The sequence below is a fragment of the Acidisoma sp. L85 genome, assembly GCF_009765865.1.
Lineage (GTDB): Bacteria > Pseudomonadota > Alphaproteobacteria > Acetobacterales > Acetobacteraceae > Acidisoma.
This window is the reverse complement of sequence record NZ_LMUQ01000035.1, coordinates 1-22,683: the sequence shown is the minus strand read 5'-3', so window position 1 is coordinate 22,683 and position 22,683 is coordinate 1. Positions and strand designations below refer to the sequence as shown.

Sequence of the window (22,683 nt, the reverse complement as noted above, 5' to 3'; positions counted from 1 at the left end):
TGCGCGCGATTTCGGCCATCCGGCCTCGGTTCTCTCGGGTCCACATCCCGAGCTTGAATCATCCCTCCCCGAGCCGCCACAAGCATTTTCAAACGGCCTCCTAGCACTAACAGAGACGCCATAGATGAGTACAGACAAAGGGCACAGAGTCACCGTAACAGTGCGTCGGTCTGACGACAGCATACTTGCAGTCTTATAAAGACAGGTTAGAATGTCTAGAAACTATCCCACTTTCCGACGGACTGTATTCTATAATTACCGTGCCCGGGCATCAGGCAAGCCCCTGCTTCCATAGTCGTGAGTCGGCGTCACCGAGCTCAGCGATGCGGACAAGAAGAGGGCACAACGAGCAACCCATCGGTCTTGCGATGCGTGACGTTTGACTCGCTGGTCGCCCAACCGGTTCAGTGACTAGTGCTGCGTTCGTTTGTTGGTTGAGCTGCCGGCTCGCTGAGGAAGCGCGCTGCGCAGACGGCAGTGTCGCTACAGAAGCGTGTGGAAGCGGCGGGGGAGGGGAGGGCGCCAGTTGGAGCATCGCTCTACCGGCCGGCCATTCCGATTGACCATCGCGTTGGAATGAGCTCGTTGCCTACCTGTGGATCAGGGCTTCGGGTGGAGGGTGCGCAGAGGGCTCCCTCCTTCAAGCAATGACGCGAGATTGCAGGATGGTGGACTCCGCCAGCCATTTGCCGACATGGCCGGCACACAGCACCCCCTGCTAGCGAAGTTCCGTCCCGGGCGGTTCGTCAGCTGAGCGACAGTACAGCAGCCGATTGGACTAGAATGGGAAGGCTCTCGGATTGGGTGCATTCATGTAATTCGGCTGCACACCGACATCACCGACAGAGGGTCATCAAAGTACGTGTCCAATGATCCCGTCTCAGATACGAGGACCGGGCCGATCGCGTACTTCGGGCTTCTGGAAGTCCTCGGGCCACCGCGTGACTGTTCGTTACCAAACCAGTCAGCCCCAAACTTTTTCGGCTGGAGCGCACGGTCGACAGCTTCTATCCGGCAACACTGTCGCAGCAACGGTAGGACAAACCTTCCACCCGCGACTGCCGCCCCAGCCGATCCGTTCCACCTGACGACCACCCAAGCCCATGGTGCGTTGCCGGGCTTTCAACTGCGTCTTCGCCTAGTGCAGTATCGAGGAACGGACACGCTTGTAGGCAGCGAAGCTTGGCCTCATTACCCACCCCCCGAGTTTAATCTCGGGCAGGTGAAGGGGTTTTCTCAACATGCTGTGCTCAGATATAGGCACCGAGCAAAGAAAGGTCCGCTTTTCCTAAACGCTCCTTGGCGCTTTGCAACTGATGCCAATAGGGATAAAGGATGGGTGGCGCGCTCACGGCGTCCAAGCGGCTGCGCTCCTCCACGCTTAAGGTCACGTCGGCGGCGCCGAGGTTGTCTTTCAGCTGTTCCGCTGTCCGCCCGCCGATAATGACCGATGTTACACCGGCTCTACCGAGCGTCCAAGCGAGCCCCACTTGCGCCACCGATACATCCCGACTCTGCGCGATCTCCACGAGTGCGTCAACGATGCGCCAAAGACGCTCTTCATCCCGAATCGGCGGTTCGACCCATCCCGCGAGGCGCCTTGTTCCTTCCGGCTCTGCCTGGTTCCGGCGATATTTCCCTGACAACAACCCGCCGGCGAGGGGACTCCAAACGAGAATACCCAGACCTTGATCGATCGAGATTGGAACTAATTCATACTCAGCCTCGCGTGCTTCGAGCGAGTAGTGGATCTGCTGACTAACAAAACGCTCGCGATGATCCACTTGGCTGACGCCAAGTGCCTTCATCAGATGCCAACCGGAGTAATTCGAGCAACCGATGTAGCGCACCTTGCCTTGAGCAACGAGTCGGTCGAGAGCTTCCATTGTCTCCTGCAGCGGCGTCTGACCATCCCATTCGTGAACCTGATAGAGATCGATGACGTCCGTCTTCAAACGCCGGAGACTTGCCTCGCAGGCGCGCATGAGATGATAGCGTGAGAGTCCCCTGTCGTTCGGTCCAGGGCCCATGGTGAAGCGAGCCTTGGTCGCGATGAGCACGCCGTTCTTTCGTTGACCGCCGAGCGCATCGCCGACGATCTCTTCCGACGCTCCCGCGGAATAGACATCGGCGGTATCTATGAGGTTTACACCGGCGTCGAGGCAAAGATCGATATGACGCTTTGCTTCATCCAGGCCGACGTTGCCGACCTTGGCGAAATTCCCCCCTCCTCCCATCGTCATCGTCCCGAGCGTGATCGCGGAAACTTTTAGACCCGATTTGCCGAGTAGGCGATATTCCATTGCATGTCTCACTGAGTGATTGGGTGGTGGAATTAGACGTTCGTCCTAGCAACGCGCTCCCGGTGCGTCGAACGGGGTGGCTAGCCGAGTGCCTCCCTGTCTCTGCATGCTCCCGGCCAAGAACTCTACACAAGGTTGGATGATGAAGGTAGCCGCAGGATATGATTTCTTCGGCGACGTAGCGCTATCTGACTTACGGCTCGGGACTAGCTTGGTGGGCCGTGTGAGCCCGTCCTCGCGAGGTAGCTATTTTCCATTGTGTCATCGAGCGTCTTGCTGCGAGATATGCCGACAGTTTGGCAGAATTTCCAGGAGGAGCACCGGCCCTTCATGCCCGGCTCGCGGTCGATATCATGCGGGGCTATAGCTTTGAACTGGCAGGAAAGAGCTACCTTTGTAGTCCGGAGATAGGGGGCGCACATCACGGAGTGATTCGTCTTCGGTTTGCTGTCCGCAATGATCGAATCGGCGTCAGGCATCAAATGCAAGTCTCAGACCGATGTCTAAGCGGATCGCCTCGGCTAGGATCGATTTTGCGACCAATGTATCGACGATAGCTGAACCGACAGAATCGAACACGACGAAGTCTCGACTATTTAGTCTGCGTTCAGGAAGAGAAGTGCGACCAGCAAGAAGATCCCCCAGTTCAATTAGACCAGTTTCGATTCCTTCCGATGAAAGATATGCGCATTCGCCGACCTTGAGTGCGTCCTCGCGTTGATCGACAACGATGGTGGACTGAGCCAAGACAGATTTGCCAATCTCGCGCTTGCCAGGGCTGTCCGCCCCCATAGCCAGGATCACGGCGTGAGAGGAGAGATCGCACGCCTCCAGCAAAGGCTGCCTTGCGGGCGTTGCAGTGATAACGAGTTCCGCGTCACGCACCGCGGTGCTGGCCGTGTCATCGACAACGATGGGTCTTGGTAAACTACGTGCAAGGTCTTCTGCCTTGGCGCGTGAGCGGCTCCAAACGTGAATGCTGCGGATCGGCACCAGGGAAGTTACGGCCAAGAGCGCCGCACGCGCGACTGGACCCGCTCCCAATATAGTGAGCGTTCGCGCGGCGGGCGCCAGGCAATCTGCGGCAATTGCGGCCAGGGCGCCCGTGCGCGCTGCGGTGATGTCGGCCGAATCCATTACCGCGGTGATTGCGGCGCCTTGCACATCGAAGAGGACTATCAATCCAGTCGCCGCTTTCCCGTGGGGGCGAAGGTTAGCCTTGACGGAGAGAGTGGCAGGGGACGTCACAGCTCCGGCCTTGAGGTGTAGCAGGGCCGCAGGCAGCGCAATCTGTCCGGAAACCGGCGGCGCCACGCTGCCCTCAGCCCGCAGCAACAGGGCTTGGCGAACAGCTTCGTTTAGGTTCGCTGCGGACATGGCTTGGCGAACCTGAGATCGCGTGAGCAACAGCGGTGCGGGCATAGTTTCCTCCGGGGTCATGAACAGGGTCGATTATCGATTGACATCAAGCTAGTTCTTTTCTTACCGTTAAAAAATAATAGGAGGCAATGATGAAGCAGGCTGGTCTGACCCCTCTTTCCGCCGCTCCAACGGGCACCAACGATCTCAAACGGAACGCCCTCGGACTGCCAAGCGCGTTGGCGATGTCGCTCGCCTTTATCTCGCCAACGATCGGGGTGATCTTCATCTCGTCGCTTATCGGCGGCCAGGCCGGGGTAGCGTCGCCCTTCATTTTCCTTCTCGGCACCATAGGGATTGCTCTGATGGCGGTGACGATTGCCGAATTTGCGCGCCGCGTAACATCGGCGGGAGGATTCTACAAATTCATCACACTGGGTTTGGGTAACCGTGCCGGTTTCGCCTGCGGCATGGTACTACTCTTCGCCTATGTGCTGCAAAGCCCTCTCAACACCAATCTGTTCGGCGGTTTCGTTAGTCAGGCACTGCTGAGTGACTTCGGCGTCTATGTCCCCTGGTGGATCTTGATGATTGCGATTGTGCTCCTGGTTGGTCTCCTGGCTTGGTATTCTGTTCACGCATCAATGCAATTTGGCATCGCCTTCCTGATCGCGGAGGTGGCTGTTGCCGCGGTGCTTCTTCTCTTGGTTGTTTTTAGAGGCGGTGATGGCGGCCAAATCCCTGCCGCCTTCACCCCGACGCAGGCAATCCACGGGTGGGGAGGACTTGGAAAGGCATTCGTATTCATTGTGCTCGCCTTCTTCGGCTTCGAGTCCTGCTTGACAGTCGCGGAAGAGACACGGAATCCTCGGCGAAACCTTCCGATTGCGCTGGTCGGCTCGGTAACACTCGCGGGCCTCTGGTTCTCCTTCGCCATGTACGCGGTCGTCGTCGGCTTTGGTGCGAAGCATATAGACAAACTTGCGGCCTCTTCTGAGCCTTTGCGCGACCTGGCTGTACGTTATATCGGGCCCTGGTATGGCGTCGTGATCGATCTAGCCGCTTTCTCCGCAATTATCGCAGTTCTGCTCGCCATCCACACAGCGAACTTCCGCGTCCTTTACGCCTTGGGCCGCGATGGACTGTTGCCCCGCGCGCTCGGACGAACCCACTCGGTCCACAAGACGCCACATGTCGCAATAATTTCGTATTCGATCGCTACCTTGGTTATCGGATTGGCCGCCGGCATGGCGTGGGGGCCCATCAACGCGTTTGGCGACCTTGGCTATCTATCATCAATCGCGATGCTACCGGTCTATGTTCTCACCAACGTCGCGCTACCTGTCTTTGTGCGAAAGTTTTATCCCTCTGAATTCTCCCCAGTCGTACACGTGTTATTCCCGATCGTATCGTCCGCTATCTTTATCGTGGGTATCTGGCTTAATATCCACCCCTGGCCGGCGGAGCCCATGACATCTTTCCCGATCATTGTGCTTGCGGTCGTGGTCGCGGCGGCTTTGTGGGGAGTCTGGTTGCAGAGGAGCGGCTCGCCACTCTTCCATCAACTCGGAAGAGTGCTGTTCATGGAAGGCGATGCACAACCGCACCTCGAAGACGTCGCCTAACTTCGATCTAGCTGCTAGAAGGCAGCCCGGCTCAACATGCTGGAGAGCGAGATCAGGATCTCGCTCTTTAGCCGTCGCATGAAGAAGCAAAGCATGAAGAAACTGGATGGCAAGAACGCCCTCATCAGCGGTGGCGCGTCTGGCATCGGCAAGGCGATTGCCCAGCTCTTCCTTGAGGAAGGCGCGAAGGTAGCGGTAGCGGATCTAAACGGCCGGCTGCTGGACGCCACAGTCGCAGAACTGTCGGCCTACGGTGAGGTCACGGGCATCGCCGGTGACGTGCGAGCGATGTCGGACGCTGCCCGCATGGTAGAGGTAGCCTCAAGACCAAACGGCGGCCTCGATATTCTTGTGTGCAACGCCGGGATCACCAGCGTGATGTCGATCGAGCATTTGACTGAGGAGGAATGGGATGCCGTCATATCGACAAACGTGAAGGGCATGTTCACGCTAGTGAAGCACGCTATAGCTCCCATGAAAGCACGCGGTGGGGGCAGGATTGTCACGCTCGGATCGGAAATGGGGATCGTCGCAGTGCCCGAATCGCCAGCTTACAATGCGAGTAAAGGCGCCGTGATCATGTTCACTAAGTCAATCGCCCTAGACCTGATCAAGGACAACATTCGAGTGAACTGCCTTTGCCCGGGCGTGACGCGGACGCCGCTCCTGCAGGCCGAAATTGATAATAGCCGCGAGCCTGAGAAAGTCGCCGCGGCGCAAGCCAGCTGGGCACCCATCATGCGGGTCGCTGACGCGAGAGAAATTGCCCAGGGCGCGTTGTTTCTCGCCAGTGACGCGAGTTCATTCTCGGTCGGCTCTTGTCTTGTGCTCGACGGAGGCTTCACCGCGAAGTAGCGCCCGATGAAAAAGGAGCCTGCTAAAGAACGTCTTAAGATGGTTAGTGCGCGCGACGACTTCGCCCACTTGCCAGCCGTACCTGCCGATATGCGTATCAGCAACTCGCTTCGTCTATTGGATGTTCTGCGTCATGCAGCCACGCTATCACGCTCGGACCTCGCGCGGATGGTCAATCTCGGAATGCCGACGGTCCATCGTCTCGTTTCAGATCTGCTTGCACTCGGTCTTGTTGATGAGTTCCCGGCGCGACAGGATGGTGTCCAGAAAGGCCGGCCGGCGGTGATGTATCGGTTGCGTGATCAAGGCGTGCTCGTCGCCGGGGTCGACATAGGTAACAAGACGTCCCGTTTTGCAATCGCTTCATCAGCGGGGAAGATCTTAACCTCGAGCGCACATCGGACAGAGACCATTCGACGCGATCTTGCCTCCGGTATAGCAAACGAGGTCCGGTTCCTCGTGGGCCGCCTGAAGATTGATTTGGACCTTCTTGCCGGAGTCGGTATCGGGGTTGCAGCTGCCGTTGATCCAGTCACTGGAACACTTCAGAACCCTCCGCGACACCACAATTGGCAGGGGCTCGAGCTTCGCAAGCTTCTTGAACAGAAACTGCGTTGCGGCACCTTGGTAAGGCAGGACGATCACCTTGCCGCCCTTGCAGAAGCCAGTAGCACGGGAACCTTCCCTGGGGCGCAGTCCGTCGTCGTGCTCGAAATTGGCACCGGGATCGGTGCCGCAATGGTGGTGGATGGTGTAACGATGGGTGGTGCTCACGGGCGCTTCGGACGAATAGCTGGCTGGCCCGTTAGCACGCCGCGGCGCGGTGTCTCAAGTTCAACCTTAGGCGCGAGCTTGACCGCCGATGGTTTGGTCGAGGATTACCGTCGGCGCGATGGGCGGGGTCGGGTCACCGACGGCCAATCTCTTTTCAAAGCGTCAGATGCAGGGGACGAGGTTGCGGATTCAGTGCTTGCTTGGGCCGGCCAGGAAATCGCGGAGTTGATTATCCGTCTTCATCGGTTTTGCGATCCGGCAGGGATCGTTTTGGGCGGCGGACTCGCACGCGGTTTTGCGACCCTTGAGCCCCATCTTCGCCCCCATCTGCCCACAGGTGTTGCGGTTGCTCCGAGCATAATCGGCGAAAATGCTGTGGTGGTTGGAGCCATCCTCTCTTCGATTCATTACGCCGACGCTTGGATAAGGCAACGGCTGCACCAACTCGAATCCGGCATCAGGTGGCCTAGGCCGCCTGATGCCATTCTGGAGCATCGTCCATGAGACAAACTGCGGCCTTGGTCGGCGGAGAAGCTGTGACTAGCGGCGCAACCATCAATGTTGTCGATCCTTCGACCGGCGAGGTTTTCGCCGAAACCCCCGATTGTAGTCCCGCTGAGGTGGCGAACGCAGTGGTGATCGCTCAAGCCGCCTCGATTGGTTGGCGCAATCGGTCTGTCGCCGATCGGGCGGCCATTATTCGCCGTATCGGCCATTTCGTACTGCGGGATCTACCATTGCTCACTGAAAGCGAGGCACGGCAGACAGGGAAGCCGCTCCGCCAAGCGCGGCGAGACGTAGAAATAACTGCCCGTTACTTTGATTTCTACGCGAGTGCCATCGAGACCTTCGGCGGTGAGACGATTCCTCTCAACAATGATACGCTCATCTACACTCGATGGGAGCCGCATGGCGTCACTGGCCACATAGTGCCGTGGAACTATCCCATGTCGATCATGGCGCGATCGGTCGTGCCCTCGCTGGCGATGGGCAATGCCTGCGTGCTCAAGCCAGCGGAGGAAACTCCACTGACAGCTTTGCAGCTCGGCACTTTAGCGATAGAGGCGGGACTACCTCCTGGCGTGTTGAATATTGTCACAGGCACTGGCGAGGGGGCTGGCGCCGCTTTGGTCACGCATCCCGGCATTGGCCACATCTCGTTTACCGGCTCAGTCGAGGTTGGCAGGTCGATCAGCCACGCGGCTGCTGAGCGCCTGGTGCCGGTCACGATGGAGCTCGGAGGTAAGTCGCCGAACATTGTCTTCGCGGATGCAGATCTCGATCGCGCGGTGCCGGTAATCGTCAACTCTATCCTGCAAAATGCTGGGCAGACCTGCTCGGCCGGCGCGCGCTTGCTAGTCCATGAGGCGGTGCATCGAGAGATGGTCGATCGGATTGTCTCCCGTTTTGCTGCCATGGTCATAGGACCGGCCTTCGAAGACCCCGATCTTGGCCCACTCATCTCGGCGGCTCAACGGGCGCGTGTCCACGCTTTCGTCGAATCAGGACGTGCCAACGCCGACGTCAAAACAGGAGGCCGAATGCTTTCGGGAGGGAAGTTTGGCAAAGGCTTTTTTTACGAGCCGACACTGATAGACGGGGTCGATCCGGCGAGCTCGCTTGGCCAGGATGAGATCTTTGGACCCGTACTGGCGGTCACGACCTTCCGGACATTGGACGAGGCAGTAGAACTGGCTAATTGTACGGACTACGGGTTGGTTGCGGGGGTCTGGACAAGCGACCTGGCGAAAGCTCACCGGATGGTTCAACAAGTCGTCGCGGGGCAAGTGTTTGTAAATTCCTATGGCGCGTCGGGAGGAGTGGAGGTTCCATTCGGTGGATTCAAACGCTCAGGTTTCGGACGGGAAAAGGGTGTCGAGGGTCTCCGCGGATTTGGTCAAATCAAGACGGCGGTGGTTGCGCTGTGACCGCCGTCGATCTCCCTCTGCCACTATCACGTGAAACAGACTTACCGATCGCATTCGATAGCGCGGCGCTCGATACGCCGGCAGTTCTAGTGGACCTCGATATCGTCGAGGCGAATATCGACCGGATGGCTAAGTTCGCCGCGCGAAACGGATTCGCGCTCCGACCGCATATCAAGACCCACAAGAGCGTGGCACTCGCGCGGCGTCAAATCGTGGCCGGCGCGGTCGGCATCTGTACCGCTACGGTGAGCGAAGCCAAGGCAATGATCGAGGGCGGTGTTCGAGATGTGCTGATTGCCTATCCCCTTGTCGGAAAGAGGAAGTTTGAGCGGCTCGGCTCCGTGATGGGACTGGCTAATGTCGCTCTCGCCGCGGACTCTGAAGCCGTCATTGAATCCTACATCGAGTTTGCAGAGCATGTCGGTCGAGTGATCCCGGTTCTGGTTGAGGTCGATACTGGTATGCATCGAGTCGGCGTCGCGCCGAAACGTGCTGTAGTTCTTGCGAATATGATCGCGAAGTCGCACGGACTTGAGTTTCGGGGCATTATGACGCACGCGGGCCAGGTCCATGACGTAACGGCAGCCGCCGACATCGCGGCAGTGGCTCGTCAGGAGGCGGCTACAATGGGAGCGGTGAGACAGGATGTCGAGCGCACGGGATTGGATGTCCAAGTGATCTCCGCGGGCTCCACAATCACAGCGGCTTATTTTCGGCCAGAGGATGGCATCACGGAGATCCGGCCAGGAACCTATATCTATAACGACCTGCGAACGCTTGAGCTATTCGCCTGCGCGCGTGATGCTATGGCAGTGACGGCTCTAGCGACCATCGTCAGTGTCGACAACAGTCGCCTGACGATTGATGCCGGTAGCAAAACGTTGACGGTTACGCGAGACTCCGCCTTCGGCTATGGACTTCTGGTAGAGGACAACGCTGCCAAGGTCACTCGGCTTTCTGAGGAACATGGGGTATTGTCTCTACTGACCGCAGCCGAGCGATTCCGGGTGGGTCAACGTGTTCGGTTGGTCCCCGTTCATGTCTGCGTCTGGATGGATCTGCAGGCCGAAGTCTACGGCACCCGTGGTAGTCAAATTGTTGAGCGCATCGAGGTTGATGCTATGAGGCACAGTCTATGAAGACCTAGTGGCTTAGATAAGGGCCTCACAAGACTCACATTGGTAGCCTTTGCAACTCACTCATCGGAGAATCATCACGCCAGCGCAGGCTCGGGTCAAAGATCGCTGGCTCCTAGCTAAGCGAGCCTCCAGTCGGCGATGGCTCCGTCGCACGTTTAGCGGTGCCGCAGGAGTCCCGGACAAGGATCTTCGCTTTCAACACATGGCGGACTGGGCCCGCCTTCGTCTGACCACTGATGCGCGCGAATAGTAGCGACGCGGCTTCACGGCCGACCGCGTAAGCGGGCTGTGACACTACAGTCAAACGCGGGTGGAATGCGCTAGCCCATGGGAAATCATCGAAGCCAATCACCGCCAGGTCGCGCGGACACCGCAGCCCAAGTGTGGCGAGTGCCTGGATCAAGCCGAGCGTCATGAAGTTATTCGCGCAGAATACCGCTGTCGGCGGCCGTGGCAATGTCAGCAGATTGAGACCGGCGCGATGCGCATCCTCGATCGTCGAGCGACTGGAGATTTCGTAGTCAGGATCGGCCACGATGCTGGCGTCGGCCAGGGCATCGGCAAAGCCGGTCATGCGATCTTCAATGGTGCTGGCATTGAGGCTGGCGCGCATGACAGCGATCCGCCGATGGCCGACCTCGGTCAGTCGTGAAACAATCGCCCGAGCCGATTCGCGATTATCGACCACGACAGAATCGGCGCGGACATTCGTCAGATAGCGATCAGCGAAGACGACAGGCATGCCGCTGCCCACAAGATCACGAAGGTAGTCGTGATTGCCACCGGCCGGCACCATGATGATAGCTTCCACCCGGCGCTCGCGCAGCACATCGAGATAGGTGCGTTCCTTCTCGGCATCCTCATCCGTATTACACAGGATGATGTTGTACTGGTCCGGGCGGCTATAGACGGCATCCTCGACGCCGCGCACGAAGTCGCCGAAATACGGGTTTGAAATGTCGGAGACGATCAGGCCCAAGGTGCCGCTGCTGCTGCGCCGCAGGCTGCGAGCGATGCCATCGCGGCGATAATTCAGGGTCGCGATCGCGCGTTGCACGCGCTGCCTGGTTTCGGGCAGAACGCTGCGGGTCTCGTTGAGAACATGAGACACAGTCGCGGTGGAAACTCCCGCCATGCGCGCCACATCCCGGATCGTCGCCATGCCTTCACCACTCCGGTCATCGCGATGGGCGCCGCCAAGGTCGCTCCCGCGCCGCTACTCCTACGGGCCAACCAACCTGCACCGGGGCGATGAGAACCCTTGACATTCGCCAGAACCAGGGGTGATGTAGCAGGTAATCGATTACGTCGGCAATATAAGCCGCAATCACCCTTAACTCTTCGAAAGTTAGGGAGGGGAGGATTATGGCCGATCAGATCCGCTGGGGTGAGCTGGGCGCGTCGGATACAGCGGCCTGCTCTGTCGACCTCGGCATCGACCGTCCGCGCGACTGCGTCCCTGGTCTCGGCAGCCGCTTGGCCGAGGAGGTCTGAGACATGTGTCTGCTGTGCATGAGGATGGCGGGCGCCTTTGAACCAGAGTGGCCGGACATGAACCCCGCCGCCGGGCGCGGCGCGGCGACACCGCGGTCGGCGCTGTTCTGCGCGGATGCCGTGAGCGCCTCCCCGGCACCCGGTGCGCGCGCCGCAACCGAGCCGCCCGAAGCGAGGAGCAAATCATGAGGGGCGTGCTTTTACCTGGCGACAAGCGCGTGCTCATCGAGACTTTTCCCGAGCCGACGCCCGGCGTGGGTGAGGTCGTGATACGCGTCAAGGCCTCGGCGATCTGCCGCAGCGACCTCAGCCTCTACTACGGCAACGCCGTCGTTGGTGGTGACCGCGCCGGCAAGGTCATCACCGGCCATGAACCTTCCGGCGTCGTGGAGGCAGTTGGTGACGGCGTGAGTTTCGTGCGCCCGGGCGATCGCGTCGCGATCCATCTCGCGGTCGGCTGTGGCCATTGCTGCGCCTGCCGGGCCGGGAATTTCCACATGTGCCCCACCTGGGAATGCCTGGGTTTCACGATGGATGGCGGCAATGCCGAATTTCTCCGTGTGCCCGAGCGCAACTGCATGCGGATTCCGGATAAGATGTCCTTCGCGGCGGCCTGCGTTTCGACTGATGCTTTCGGCACGCTGTACAGCGCGGTCAAGAAACTCGGCGTCAATGGCAATACGACCCTCGCGATCTTCGGCCTGGGGCCGATGGGAAGCGCCGGAATCCTGGCGGCAAAGGCGCTGGGAGCACGGGTAATCGCCATCGATCCATTGGAGGCCCGACGGGACTTCGCCATCGAGATGGGGGCGGATCACGTATTAGGGGCCGACCCAGAGGTGGTGAAGACGCTGAGGGACATGACCGGCGGCCTCGGCGTGGATGCGGCGATCGATTGTTCCGGCAACGGCGCCGCCCAGAACGCCGCGCTTGACGCGACGCGCGGTTTTGGCCGCGTGGCCTTCATCGGCGAGGCGCGCGAAACCACGATCCGTCCCAGTGACCAATTTCTGCGCAAGCAACTCACATTGATCGGCTCCTGGTATTTCGGAATCGCCGAATACGAGGAGATTCTGCGCTGCATCATGAGCCGCCACGTGCCGGTGGAGAAGCTGATTACCCATTCCTTTGATCTCGATGATGCGGCGGAAGCCTTCCGGATGTTCGACGCTCGGCAAACAGAAAAAGCCATCTTCCTCATGCCGTGAAGGATGACGCGGAATCATGCCGATGAAATATGCGTTCAATACCTGGGTCTATGGAAGCTTCCCTGTCTGGGTTCCTTCCTATCCGCTGGAGGACGTGATCCGCCGTCTCGGCCGGATCGGCTATGACGGTATCGAAATCGGCTGTGCCGCGCCCCATGCCTGGCCAGCGCATCTTTCGGCGGCGCGGCGGCGCGAATTGCGTGGCGTTCTGCAATCCGAAGGCCTCGCACCCGTCAGCCTGCTGCCGGCGCCGGGCGGTGGTCCCGGCAACAACGCCGCCTCTCCACTCGCCGAGGAGCGCCAGACGACCCTCGATCACTACAAGGAGGTTGTCGATCTTGCGGCGGACCTCGGGGCGCCGCTGGTTCTGTATATCGCCGGCTGGCTGGTCTTCGGTACGACCCGCGAGGAAGGCTTCGAGCGCAGCACGGAGTGTCTGGCACAGGTTGCCCGGCATGCCGCGACCCGCGGGGTGACGATTGTCGTCGAACCGACCTCGGCGGATAGCAACCTGATCGAAACCGCTGACGACGCGCTAGAGTTGATGCGCGCGGCCGGCGAGCCAAACGTCAAGGTCATGTTCGACACCTATCACGTGATGTATCGCAACGAGGTTTCGTCGGATTACGTTTATGCGATGGCACCGCATCTCGCCCATGTCCATTTCGCCGACACGGATCGTCTGGCGCCGGGTGACGGCGAGGTGAATTGGCGCGGCGTTCTGCAGGCGGTGAAGGATATCGGCTATGACGGCTATCTGACGATGGAAATCGGCTTCAACAACCGTCGGGGAGATCCCGACAGTTACGCTTACCGCGCCCTCTCCTACCTCAAGGCCCTGGAGCGCGAACTCGGCTGAACACCAATTGTGCAAAAAAACTCGGGAACGGTCATGACAACAAGCAATCTTGCGCACACTAATCGCCGCAGCGTTCTAAAATCGGGCGTCGCCGCTGTGGGCGGGCTGCTGACCGCCTCGACCGTGCTGGGGCGCCCCTATTTGGCGCGCGCGCAGGCAGCGAAGCCCAGCCAGCTCACGATGCTCTATGCTACGGTCGAAGCGGATTCGGATGCGGTGAAGACGCTGCTGCCGCAGTTCAAAAGCCTGCACGGCATCGATATTGCCATGGATACGATGCCGTACAACGCGTTGCAGCAGAAGGTGTTTGCCGAACTCGCGTCGAAAAGCGCCTATTACGATATCGTCATCGTCGATGCGCCCTGGATGTCAGCGGTCATAGACAACATCCACCCGATCACCGACATGATCCTCGATAGCAATCTCACCGATGCCGCGGAATTCGACCTCACCGATTTCATTCCAAAGGTCTTCTACGACACCGCCGTCTTCAAGCCGAGCGCGAGCACGGTGCACTGGTCGCAGTCGGGCGATGTCGATGCTAAGGCCATCAAGCAAGGCGGCTTTGAAATCTACGGCCTGCCGATCCAGGCCAATGCACTGACCATGTCCTATCGCAAGGATCTGTTCGAGGACGCGGACAATAAATCCGCGTTCCAGGCGAAATACGGCAAGCCACTCGCCGTGCCGGAGACCTGGGATGATTTCGTTCAGGTCGCGAGCTTCTTCACCCGCCCGCGCAAGCGCTTGTGGGGCACCACATTGATGGCAGGTGCTGGTGACTGGGCGACCGACGATTTCAAGACCATGCTCGCGAGCTTCGGCGGCGACGGCTATATGATCAACGACAAGTTCGAGCCGGTCTTTGCGGGACCTGAAGGCGTCGCCGCTTTGACCTTCTATGTTGATCTCATCAACAAGTACAAGGTCACGCCGCCTGGCACGACTTCGGCGAGCTGGGATACGGCGGCGACCGAGTTTGAGACCGGCCTCGTCGCGATGAGCATGAACTACCACACCGAGACGCTGAACGCCTCCGTGCATGGCACGATGGATTACGCCATGGTGCCGAAGAAGGTGCAGTATGGCCCGCATTTCGGTGCCATGATGCTGTCGGTCAATGCCTTTTCGAAGAACAAGGAATGGGCGTACCGGACCATCCAGTTCCTTACCGGCAAAGCGTCACAGGCCGCCATGCTGCCGCTGCAGCTGCATCCGACGCGGCGCTCCGCCTATGAGGTAGCAGCGAAGGATCCGAGCTACGCGCAGAAATTCGGCAATTTCTATCCCGTGCTGGGAAAATCGTTGGAGAATGGCGTCGGCCGGCCGCGGCTAAAGAACTATTCGGATGTCGATCGCTCGATCTGGGTCGCCGTCAACGACGCGGCGCGTCGCGCGACGACGCCGGAAGCGGCGCTCGCCAAGGCGGCGGCGCAGGTCAAAACGCAGCTGGCGCAGGCCGGCTACACCCCGGGCTGACATGGCAATCCCAGGCGCGGCAACCGCGGGCGGGGCGATCACAGGGCCGCCGCCGCCGCGCTATTGGGTGCGGCATCGCGTCGCGCTAACGGGCTGGGGCCTGCTTGCCCCGGCTCTTATAGTGCTGCTCATCATGAGCGTCGTGCCGACGATCTATCTGGTGATGTTCGCCTTCCAGCATGTCGATCTGCTCGGTCCGGGCACGAAGTTCGTCGGCATCCAGAATTTCGAGCGGGTGTTGGGCGACCCTGAGATGTGGTCAGATGCGGGTGCGACGGCGCTTTACGTCGCACTCGCGGTCAGCATCCAGCTCGTCTTCGGCATGGCCCTGGCCTTGATGCTGAACCGCAAGATGCGCGAGACCAATCTACTCACCGCACTGTTCATCCTGCCCTTGGGCGTGGCTCCCGTCGTCTCGGCCTTGATCTTCCGCGAGCTGCTCAACCCGGTCTATGGCTGGGTCGATTTCTATCTGCAAAGCTGGGGGCTGATGGGGGATCCGGTCGATTGGCTGGCTAATCCACTGACCGCCTGGATCTCCATCATCACACTTGATGTTTGGCAGTGGACGCCTTTCGTTGCGCTGATCCTGCTTGCCGGGCTGCAAGGCGTGCCGCAGGAGCCGCGCGAGGCCGCGGTGGTGGATGGCGCCGGACCGCTCAGCCTGTTCTGGCACGTTACTTTGCCGCTGATGCGGCCCTTCATTGCCATCGCGCTGGTGCTGCGAGCGATCGAGGCCTTCAAGACCTTTGCCGGGGTCTATGTGCTGACCGGGGGTGGACCCGGCACCAGCACGACTCTGCTGACCCTCGACATGTATCGCATTGCTTTGCAGGATTTCGATGTGGGCGCCGCCTCGGCGCTCGGCATCTGTTTCCTCTTCGCGCTGTCCTTCGTGATGTCCCGCCTGCTCGCTGTGCTCGCCAAGAGCACGGATATCCTTGAGGATTAGTCAGGATGCGCAAGCTTGCCCCGCTCCTGTTGCGCCTGGCGCTCTGGGCGATCCTGGCCCTGACGCTGTTTCCGATCGTCTGGATGGTGGTGACCGCGGTCAAGCCCGCCGACATGAGCCAGACGCTGCCGCCGGTTTGGGTTTTCCGACCGACCATGAGCAACTTCGTCTCGGTACTGACCGGCAAGACTTATGCCTCGCAGAATTTCGGTGTCTTGCTGTTGCACAGTCTGATCGTGACCGTCGCTTCCACGCTGCTTGCCTTGCTGGTGGGCGTGCCGGCGGCCTATGGGCTGGCACGTGTGCGGTTTCGCGGCCGCCGCGCGGCGGCGACGTGGATCCTGTCCACGATCATGTTCCCACCCGCCGTCTCGGTGGTGCCGATCTTCATCTTATCCGCCCGCCTGAGCCTCACGGACACCTATCCAGTGTTGATCGTGCCTTACGCGGCCTTCAGCCTGCCGATGGTGATCTGGATGCTGCGCAGCTCTATCAAGCAGATTCCCTTCGAGATCGAAGAGGCCGCCATGGTCGATGGCTTGTCGCAGCTCGCCATGGTGCGGGTGATCGTCTTGCCGCTGCTAGTGCCTGGCATCGTCGCGGCGGCGCTGCTCTCTGCCATCCTGTCGTGGAACGAATTCTTGTTCGCGCTTACGCTCACACGCTCGAAGGTGCAGACGGCACCGGTCGGTCTCAATGAATTCACCAGCATGTATGGCACGCAATGGGGCCAGCTCACGGCGGCCGCGACGGTTACTGTGGCACCGATCCTCGTGATGACCCTCGTGCTGCGCCGCCGCTTGGTCGAGGGCCTGTCCTTCGGCGCAGTCAAGTAGCCAAGGGAGCCTCTCATGCCTCAACAGGACCTGCCGAAGCCCAATCTCGCGCGCAATATGCGGCTGGTCGGTCATTGCGATCAGGGCGGCCGCGGCGACGGCGTGCAGATCATGGTGCATCGCGGCTTCGCCTATATCGGCCATCTGTTTTCCAAGGGCTTTACTGTCGTCGACGTGCGCGACCCGCGCGCGCCGAAGACGCTGGATTACGTGGCGGCGCCGCCGAATACCTGGAACGTGCATCTGCAGGTGGCGGACGACCTGCTGCTCGTCATCAACGGCAAGGATGTCTTCGCCGACGCCGCTTTCGCCGACGAGCGCAGCTATTATCAGGCGGCGGCGGGCACTGCCCTCGGCACGGCATCGGCCGGCCGCGTGCGGGACTGGACGGGCGGCCTCGCGGTTTATGATCTCGCCGACCCCGCCAAGCCCCGACGGATCGGCTTCATGGGAGTGCCGGGCAGCGTGCATCGCATCTGGTACGTCGGCGGCCGCTGGGCTTATGTCTCGGCGCTGCTCGACGGATATAACGACTTCATCTTCATGACCGTCGACATGTCCGACCCGGCCGATCCGCGTCCCGCCGGCAGCTACGCATTGCCGGGAATGAATATCGCCGCGGGCGAAACGCCGAACTGGGGCGCCGATCGCAAATACGGGCTGCATCATGCCATCGTGCAGGGCGACACGGCCTACGGCGCGTGGCGCGATGCCGGTTTGGTAATCATGGATATCGCAGATAGGACGAGCCCAAAACTCATTACCCGGCGCAACTGGTCACCGCCCTTCGGCGGCGGCACGCATAACGCGCTGCCGCTCCCCGAGCGAAATCTGCTAATCGTGCTCGACGAAGCGGTGCTGGATCATCAGGAGGACGGGCTCAAGCTGATCTGGGTCTTCGACATTCGCGACGTCACGAACCCGGTTTCAATCGCAACCTTCCCGACGCCGTCGGATGCTGATTACATCGGCATGGGCGGCCATTTCGGCCCGCACAATCTGCACGAGAATCGGCCCGGAAGTTTCGTGAGTCAGGATCTCATTTTCACGACCTATCAGAATGCTGGTGTCCGGGTGTTCGACATCCGCAATGCCTATCAGCCGCACGAAGTCGCGGCCCTGGTTCCGGCGCCCCCGACGCGCATCGTTGATCCTAGACCGAACCGCGCACGGGTCGTTCAAAGCTGCGACATCTTCGTCGATGCTCAAGGACTCGCTTACGTCACCGACTACAATGCCGGCCTCTCCATCATCGAATATCTTGGTTAAAACACCTATGAGTAGTAAGGGCGCTCCATGAAACTCTTCGGTTCCTACGATGTCGTCGTGGTCGGCGCGGGAGCATCGGGCACGGTCGCCTCGATCCGCGCAGGGCGCGAGGGTGCCCGCGTGTTGTTGCTGGAGGGTAGCGGTGTGCTCGGGGGCTTGGTCACAGGCGGGCGGCTGACTAAGCCTACGGGCCTCATTAACGCAGGTATCTTTCAGGAGCTCATCGATCGCTGCGCCGCTTTAAAGGGCGCAGATCCAACGGTGCGAGAATCCTATTGGGGCCGCTACACGGGAGCCTTCGATGCGGAGACAATGCAGCGCGTTATCATTGAGCTGATCGAGGAAGCAGGGATCGAGATCCTACTGCGAGCACAGGTCACGGATGTCGTCAAAGAGGATAACCGCCTTTCTGGCCTCATCATCATGACTAAATCTGGGGCGCAGCTCGTGCTGTCAAAAACCTTCATTGACGCTTCGGGTGACGGTGACGTTGCCGCTTTGGCCGGCGCTGAGGTCATGGTCGGGCGCCCGAGCGACGGTCTCGTACAGCCGATTACATCGTATTTCCGGCTGTTGAATGTCGATGTCCCGGCACTGATCGCAGATGCAAAATCGGATGCTGACGATCTCTGGGAACTCGTAGCCCCGGCCAATGCCGGGCCGCGCAATGAGGATTACGTGATGGCGGTGCTTCTTACCGGCTTCACCAAGCGGATCGAGCGTGCAAAAGCGGACGGCTTTGACTGGATCGTGCCGAAGAACCACATCACGATGAAGACTGGGCTCATTCCCGGTGAGATCAGCGTGAATGTGACGCGTTTCCACGGGAGCGGGCTCGACGAACGGGTGCTATCCCGCGCTGAGATCGAGATCCGCAAGCAGGCCTACTGCGCTTTCGATTTTCTCAAGCGTTACGTACGCGGCTTCGAGAACTCTATCTTCTTGGAGGTGGCGCCGAAACTCGGCATTCGCGAGACGCGGCGTGTGCTTGGTCGCTACCTGCTGACGGAGGCGGATGTGCGCGGGCAGGCCCGCTTTGACGATGCAATCGGCTTGTGCAATTCGCCAGTCGATGTTCATGAACCGGGCGGTGACCGTGCGATCATGGACAATGTCGGCGAAGGCTACGGTATTCCGTTCCGCTGCCTAATTCCTGAGGGGATAGAGGGATTGTTGGTCGCGGGGCGCTGCATCTCGGTCGATGAAATCGCCTTCGGTTCGACCCGCAATGTCCCAGCCTGCGCCATGACTGGTGAAGCGGCCGCGATTGCCGCAGCGAATGCAGCCGCGGCGGGCATCATGCCGTCCGCCGTGAACATCACGGAGATCCAGGATCGGCTGCGCGCACTGGGCGTCACACTCGGCTCGCCCGCTGACTGAGAACTAAGTTGAAGCGCTTCAGTAGGGCCGGCGACCTCCCGCCGTATAGACTGAGACCCGCCGGAGCGGCTCTCAAGCGCGACAATCATGATCGGAGCGATCCGGACCGAGCGTTTTACGGAATTTTCCGTTGGCTCGGGGTGACCGTTCAACAAGACCCTAGTCCGAAAGCAATTTGAGAGCGCTGTGGGGCGGCCTGTTCCGGCCGCAGACATTGACCGCATGCATGCGGTCAATGTCTGCGAACGGGCGCCATATCCTAGCGCCCGCCCCTTTACTTGGGCGATTTGTCGGCGATGATCTCCAATTTATGAATTTCCGGTGTGTTGGCGAACATGTCGCCTGCTTTGACTTTCTCCATCAACGCAGCCGCAACCTTTCCGTTGAGATGTGCATCGCGTCCAGCCTCGTCATCAAATGTATCGAATATAGCAAAAGAGGAAAGGCCTTCCTGAATCGCATACCCCGTGATCGTCCCGGGCTCGGCGTTCGCCAATGCAACCGCTGACCGCAGGAAGTCCGCGATTTCGTTTTCTTTACCGGGCTTGGCTTGAAGCGGGACGTAAAGGGCGAACCTTGTCATTTTGCTCTCCTGTTCCTAGATTGCTTTCGGCGGCGGTGGAACGATGCTCGACACGAGTCCAGGTTCATTCTTCTGGGCGCAAGCATCCTATACACCTCTGGAGAGCCCACGTTAACGCAATTCCCTCCTTTGCACCCCAACCGGCTCGGCTCGTGAGTGTTGGTGTAAAAGTCGAGATCATGCTTTATCGACTGAGCCGCAGTATATCACTCGTCTAGCCTGTGCAGAGGTATGGTGCGAAAGTCCGATAGCCACTCCCTTGGCGCTCTCGGCTCCCGGCCTCATATGGTCGTAGACCGGCACTGGCAGACTTCCCGAAACCGCCTCCGGGGCGAAGACGTTCAGAAAAAGTAATTGCCGGCGTGGGCCCGCTAAGGCTGGTGGGAGCCGAACTTGATAGGATCGAGGTGGCGTTCCCGCTCGCTGTAAACCCGCGATGCCTTCATCCATGGTACAGCCAATAGCCCAGTGGTAACGCCGTCCAGATCCTGGAGAAACGAGCGTGTAGCATCGGCATGGGGTGGACAGGTCGCCCGCCTCACCGAAGTGGAGGGGTGACGCGGCTATCAGCCAGCCGCCGGAATTCTTTCGCAAACATATACTCTGTGTCAATGCACACGTGGAAGCCTGCTACACGCGCCTTTATCGTGCTGGTGATGTTGTCGAAGCCGCTGCCGAAGATCATATCACCGAACGGCCAACTTGCGACCTGCCCGTAGGGAATGACCCGAAGCTTGTACTTCGCCACCATTCGGTCCCACACCGGCGCCTTGTCGGCCAAGTAGGTCGCCAGCAGCATCGGCACCGGGTCGGCGATGTCCATGCCATACATCTGCGCAATCTTCGGCCACATGTGCTGCCACCAGAAATAGTCGCCATCCCGGCCCAATCGGTTGCCTCAGCAAGGATATCAGCCGAGCTCACCTGATAGAGCGCACGATAAGCAGCCTCAGTGCCCCGGAAGCGCAGCGGAAGTCCAAGTTCCTTAGAGATCGATGCGTAGACCGCGATCACCATCAGAAGGTTCATCGGGATGCCGACCGCAAAGCCACAAACGGCCTCCGGGCGAAGCGCCGTGAAGGCCCACGCCTTCCCCTTTTGCCGCTCCCGAAGGAGATCCTCCTGGCCATAGTAAAAGTTGGGCGGCATCAGCCGGGGATCATCCTCACGGGCCGGCGTCTTAAACGGCCCAAGGTCCGCGCCGTATGCCTTGCCGCCCTGGTAGAGTGTGACGTGTGGCAGGCCCAGAGATGTCTCCTCGACGACATCCAGGAGGTTACGCAGGATCGCGACATTGAAGCTGCCTTTCTCCGCCGCGGTCCGACGCTCGATGTAGGCGCCAAACACGACATGGGTCACGTCGCGGACGCCGCCCAAGCGTTCCCTAACCTGCTCGGGGTTCATAAGATCGACCGAGACAGCCTCAACATCCGGGATTGGGGCCTGTTCGCGTCGCGATAAGCCGACGATCTGCGTATCGGGCTGAGCTGCCAGGCGGATCGCCGCGGCTCGGCCGATCACGCCTTGAGCGCCAGCGACTATGATTTTGCGTGACATGAAGTGCTCCGTGCTCTCGTGTCAGACCCCGACACAAAAGGGTCTTTTTACCTGTAGCATAAGGACTACGGAGTGGTTCAAATCATCTGGGTGGAAGGGAACCAAATGACAGGTTTGGGCCGGGGTTCGCCATCCAGTAATTCATCAGACTAAGGCGCAGCCAAACGTGAGCTCGTGCCCAGCGTCGAGCAACGGCAAAGCCGACATCTGAACAATCGGGCCGAGGTGTCGCGTCAACCGACACGGTGAGGTCGGCAGATGCCACGCTTACCAACGTGACAGAGCCGTTCCGAAGGAACGTCAGCTTCCGATGACCGCGTGCTATCTTCCCAGCAGAGAAGGGGAGCTTCACCCGACACACGACTTCGCTGTCATTCTCACTTTCAAAGAACGGGATTATCATAGCCTAAGGAAAATTAGGGCTAAAGCATTGACGCTGCTCACTCTGAAGTTATCATGATTTAAGGAAAACGACACTTGGGAGCCAGCCACCGTTCTCAGCTCGTTGGTGTAATGACGGATCGGACAGCTTTGACAATACGGGTCGACCAGACCGCGGGCGGGTCACTGGGCTTTGTCGTCGTGCGCGGCGCACGGGAACACAATCTGCAAAACGTCGACGTGCGTATCCCGCGCGACCGGCTGGTCGTCTTCACCGGCGCCTCCGGCTCGGGTAAATCCTCATTGGCCTTCGGCACGCTCTATGCCGAGGCCCAGCGCCGGTATTTTGAGTCAGTGTCACCCTACGCGCGCCGGCTGATTGATCAGGTAGGGGTGCCGGATGTCGACAGCATTGATGGCCTGCCCCCAGCGGTCGCGCTGCAGCAGCAACGCGGCACGCCCAACGCGCGCTCGACGGTGGGCAGCCTGACGACAATCTCGAGCCTTGCACGCATGCTCTATTCGGGGATTGTCACGTTAACTGGTGGGGGTTGAGCAACATCTGAGCCGGTGGGCAGCGGGAGCGGTCATCCGGCGGTTCGGGCACACGTCACCTGTGTCCAACTCTTCAAGGCTCTCTCACGCATGGCACGATACCGGCTGGCAGTCATGCGATGGCGCCGCGGGCGGAAGTGCCCAGAG

18 protein-coding genes and 2 pseudogenes are annotated in these 22,683 nt (G+C 59.9%); 14 read left to right on the top strand and 6 right to left on the bottom strand.

Features of this window, described 5'->3' with window-relative positions; genetic code table 11:
- Positions 1-1,250: 1,250 nt before the first annotated feature.
- Together GSQ83_RS09125 and GSQ83_RS09120 are read right to left on the bottom strand one after the other, a co-directional pair.
- Complete coding sequence (locus GSQ83_RS09125) at positions 1,251-2,303, bottom strand: aldo/keto reductase (protein WP_158802581.1); 1,053 nt, start codon at positions 2,301-2,303, stop codon at positions 1,251-1,253.
- Between the two features lie 471 nt (positions 2,304-2,774).
- Positions 2,775-3,725 carry an ornithine cyclodeaminase family protein gene (locus GSQ83_RS09120; protein ID WP_158802580.1) on the bottom strand — a complete coding sequence of 317 codons (951 nt, stop codon included), beginning with the start codon at positions 3,723-3,725 and terminating at the stop codon, positions 2,775-2,777.
- 89 nt (positions 3,726-3,814) lie between these two features.
- Between GSQ83_RS09120 and GSQ83_RS09115 the strand changes: the two genes are divergently transcribed.
- The 5 genes from GSQ83_RS09115 to GSQ83_RS09095 all read left to right on the top strand — a co-directional run bounded on the left by GSQ83_RS09115 (position 3,815) and on the right by GSQ83_RS09095 (position 9,983).
- Positions 3,815-5,287 (top strand): APC family permease, encoded by a 1,473-nt coding sequence (locus tag GSQ83_RS09115; RefSeq protein ID WP_216850013.1) that lies wholly within the window; start codon positions 3,815-3,817, stop codon positions 5,285-5,287.
- Positions 5,288-5,380: 93 nt separating this feature from the next.
- Positions 5,381-6,142 carry an SDR family NAD(P)-dependent oxidoreductase gene (locus GSQ83_RS09110; protein WP_158802578.1) on the top strand — a complete coding sequence of 254 codons (762 nt, stop codon included), beginning with the start codon at positions 5,381-5,383 and terminating at the stop codon, positions 6,140-6,142.
- Between the two features lie 6 nt (positions 6,143-6,148).
- The gene (locus GSQ83_RS09105; RefSeq protein ID WP_158802577.1) at positions 6,149-7,420 is read left to right on the top strand and encodes an ROK family transcriptional regulator; all 1,272 of its coding nucleotides are present in this window, start codon (positions 6,149-6,151) and stop codon (positions 7,418-7,420) included.
- Positions 7,417-8,844, top strand: a complete 1,428-nt coding sequence (locus tag GSQ83_RS09100; RefSeq protein WP_158802576.1) for an aldehyde dehydrogenase family protein — start codon at positions 7,417-7,419, stop codon at positions 8,842-8,844. Before GSQ83_RS09105 ends, GSQ83_RS09100 begins: the two co-directional genes overlap by 4 nt.
- Positions 8,845-8,969: 125 nt before the next feature.
- Positions 8,970-9,983, top strand: coding sequence for an alanine racemase (locus tag GSQ83_RS09095; RefSeq protein ID WP_254065580.1), 1,014 nt, complete (start codon positions 8,970-8,972; stop codon positions 9,981-9,983).
- Between the two features lie 112 nt (positions 9,984-10,095).
- On the opposite strand, the gene GSQ83_RS09090 is transcribed toward GSQ83_RS09095, so the two are convergent.
- Positions 10,096-11,145 carry a LacI family DNA-binding transcriptional regulator gene (locus GSQ83_RS09090; protein WP_158802574.1) on the bottom strand — a complete coding sequence of 350 codons (1,050 nt, stop codon included), beginning with the start codon at positions 11,143-11,145 and terminating at the stop codon, positions 10,096-10,098.
- Positions 11,146-11,348: 203 nt separating this feature from the next.
- On the opposite strand from GSQ83_RS09090, the gene GSQ83_RS30865 reads away from it, so the two are divergent.
- The 8 genes from GSQ83_RS30865 to GSQ83_RS09055 all read left to right on the top strand — a co-directional run bounded on the left by GSQ83_RS30865 (position 11,349) and on the right by GSQ83_RS09055 (position 19,460).
- Entirely contained in the window at positions 11,349-11,477 is a 129-nt protein-coding gene (locus GSQ83_RS30865; RefSeq protein WP_256367220.1) for a hypothetical protein, read from the top strand.
- A 185-nt stretch (positions 11,478-11,662) separates the two neighbouring features.
- A complete protein-coding gene (locus tag GSQ83_RS09085; RefSeq protein WP_158802573.1) occupies positions 11,663-12,685 on the top strand; it encodes a zinc-binding dehydrogenase in 1,023 nt (340 codons plus the stop codon).
- A 16-nt stretch (positions 12,686-12,701) separates the two neighbouring features.
- Positions 12,702-13,544: a sugar phosphate isomerase/epimerase gene (locus GSQ83_RS09080; RefSeq protein WP_216850012.1), complete on the top strand. Its 843-nt coding sequence runs from the start codon at positions 12,702-12,704 to the stop codon at positions 13,542-13,544.
- Between the two features lie 33 nt (positions 13,545-13,577).
- Positions 13,578-15,023, top strand: a complete 1,446-nt coding sequence (locus GSQ83_RS09075; protein ID WP_158802572.1) for an extracellular solute-binding protein — start codon at positions 13,578-13,580, stop codon at positions 15,021-15,023.
- Position 15,024: 1 nt separating this feature from the next.
- Positions 15,025-15,975, top strand: coding sequence for a carbohydrate ABC transporter permease (locus GSQ83_RS09070; RefSeq protein WP_158802571.1), 951 nt, complete (start codon positions 15,025-15,027; stop codon positions 15,973-15,975).
- Between the two features lie 5 nt (positions 15,976-15,980).
- Entirely contained in the window at positions 15,981-16,811 is an 831-nt protein-coding gene (locus GSQ83_RS09065) for a carbohydrate ABC transporter permease (RefSeq protein WP_158802570.1), read from the top strand.
- 15 nt (positions 16,812-16,826) lie between these two features.
- Entirely contained in the window at positions 16,827-18,080 is a 1,254-nt protein-coding gene (locus GSQ83_RS09060) for an LVIVD repeat-containing protein (RefSeq protein ID WP_158802569.1), read from the top strand.
- A gap of 27 nt (positions 18,081-18,107) precedes the next feature.
- Positions 18,108-19,460, top strand: a complete 1,353-nt coding sequence (locus GSQ83_RS09055; RefSeq protein WP_158802568.1) for an FAD-dependent oxidoreductase — start codon at positions 18,108-18,110, stop codon at positions 19,458-19,460.
- 274 nt (positions 19,461-19,734) lie between these two features.
- Here GSQ83_RS09055 and GSQ83_RS09050 read toward each other — a convergent pair whose 3' ends face one another.
- The 3 genes and pseudogenes from GSQ83_RS09050 to GSQ83_RS31165 form a co-directional block, all read right to left on the bottom strand.
- Entirely contained in the window at positions 19,735-20,043 is a 309-nt protein-coding gene (locus GSQ83_RS09050; RefSeq protein ID WP_158802567.1) for a putative quinol monooxygenase, read from the bottom strand.
- 538 nt (positions 20,044-20,581) lie between these two features.
- Positions 20,582-20,932, bottom strand: coding sequence for a hypothetical protein (locus GSQ83_RS30420; protein WP_254065579.1), 351 nt, complete (start codon positions 20,930-20,932; stop codon positions 20,582-20,584).
- 59 nt (positions 20,933-20,991) lie between these two features.
- Positions 20,992-21,600: pseudogene (locus GSQ83_RS31165) on the bottom strand (NAD-dependent epimerase/dehydratase family protein); the annotation flags it as partial.
- 513 nt (positions 21,601-22,113) lie between these two features.
- Here GSQ83_RS31165 and GSQ83_RS09040 point away from each other — a divergent pair.
- Positions 22,114-22,506 (top strand): annotated as a pseudogene (locus GSQ83_RS09040) (hypothetical protein); the annotation flags it as partial.
- Positions 22,507-22,683 lie beyond the last annotated feature (177 nt).

Coding starts and splice junctions, on each gene's coding strand:
- GSQ83_RS09125 (WP_158802581.1), bottom strand. CDS start 2,303: ATGGAATATCGCCTACTCGGCAAATCGGGTCTAAAAGTTTCCGCGATC.
- GSQ83_RS09120 (WP_158802580.1), bottom strand. CDS start 3,725: ATGCCCGCACCGCTGTTGCTCACGCGATCTCAGGTTCGCCAAGCCATG.
- GSQ83_RS09115 (WP_216850013.1), top strand. CDS start 3,815: ATGAAGCAGGCTGGTCTGACCCCTCTTTCCGCCGCTCCAACGGGCACC.
- GSQ83_RS09110 (WP_158802578.1), top strand. CDS start 5,381: ATGAAGAAACTGGATGGCAAGAACGCCCTCATCAGCGGTGGCGCGTCT.
- GSQ83_RS09105 (WP_158802577.1), top strand. CDS start 6,149: ATGAAAAAGGAGCCTGCTAAAGAACGTCTTAAGATGGTTAGTGCGCGC.
- GSQ83_RS09100 (WP_158802576.1), top strand. CDS start 7,417: ATGAGACAAACTGCGGCCTTGGTCGGCGGAGAAGCTGTGACTAGCGGC.
- GSQ83_RS09095 (WP_254065580.1), top strand. CDS start 8,970: ATGGCTAAGTTCGCCGCGCGAAACGGATTCGCGCTCCGACCGCATATC.
- GSQ83_RS09090 (WP_158802574.1), bottom strand. CDS start 11,145: ATGGCGACGATCCGGGATGTGGCGCGCATGGCGGGAGTTTCCACCGCG.
- GSQ83_RS30865 (WP_256367220.1), top strand. CDS start 11,349: ATGGCCGATCAGATCCGCTGGGGTGAGCTGGGCGCGTCGGATACAGCG.
- GSQ83_RS09085 (WP_158802573.1), top strand. CDS start 11,663: ATGAGGGGCGTGCTTTTACCTGGCGACAAGCGCGTGCTCATCGAGACT.
- GSQ83_RS09080 (WP_216850012.1), top strand. CDS start 12,702: ATGCCGATGAAATATGCGTTCAATACCTGGGTCTATGGAAGCTTCCCT.
- GSQ83_RS09075 (WP_158802572.1), top strand. CDS start 13,578: ATGACAACAAGCAATCTTGCGCACACTAATCGCCGCAGCGTTCTAAAA.
- GSQ83_RS09070 (WP_158802571.1), top strand. CDS start 15,025: ATGGCAATCCCAGGCGCGGCAACCGCGGGCGGGGCGATCACAGGGCCG.
- GSQ83_RS09065 (WP_158802570.1), top strand. CDS start 15,981: ATGCGCAAGCTTGCCCCGCTCCTGTTGCGCCTGGCGCTCTGGGCGATC.
- GSQ83_RS09060 (WP_158802569.1), top strand. CDS start 16,827: ATGCCTCAACAGGACCTGCCGAAGCCCAATCTCGCGCGCAATATGCGG.
- GSQ83_RS09055 (WP_158802568.1), top strand. CDS start 18,108: ATGAAACTCTTCGGTTCCTACGATGTCGTCGTGGTCGGCGCGGGAGCA.
- GSQ83_RS09050 (WP_158802567.1), bottom strand. CDS start 20,043: ATGACAAGGTTCGCCCTTTACGTCCCGCTTCAAGCCAAGCCCGGTAAA.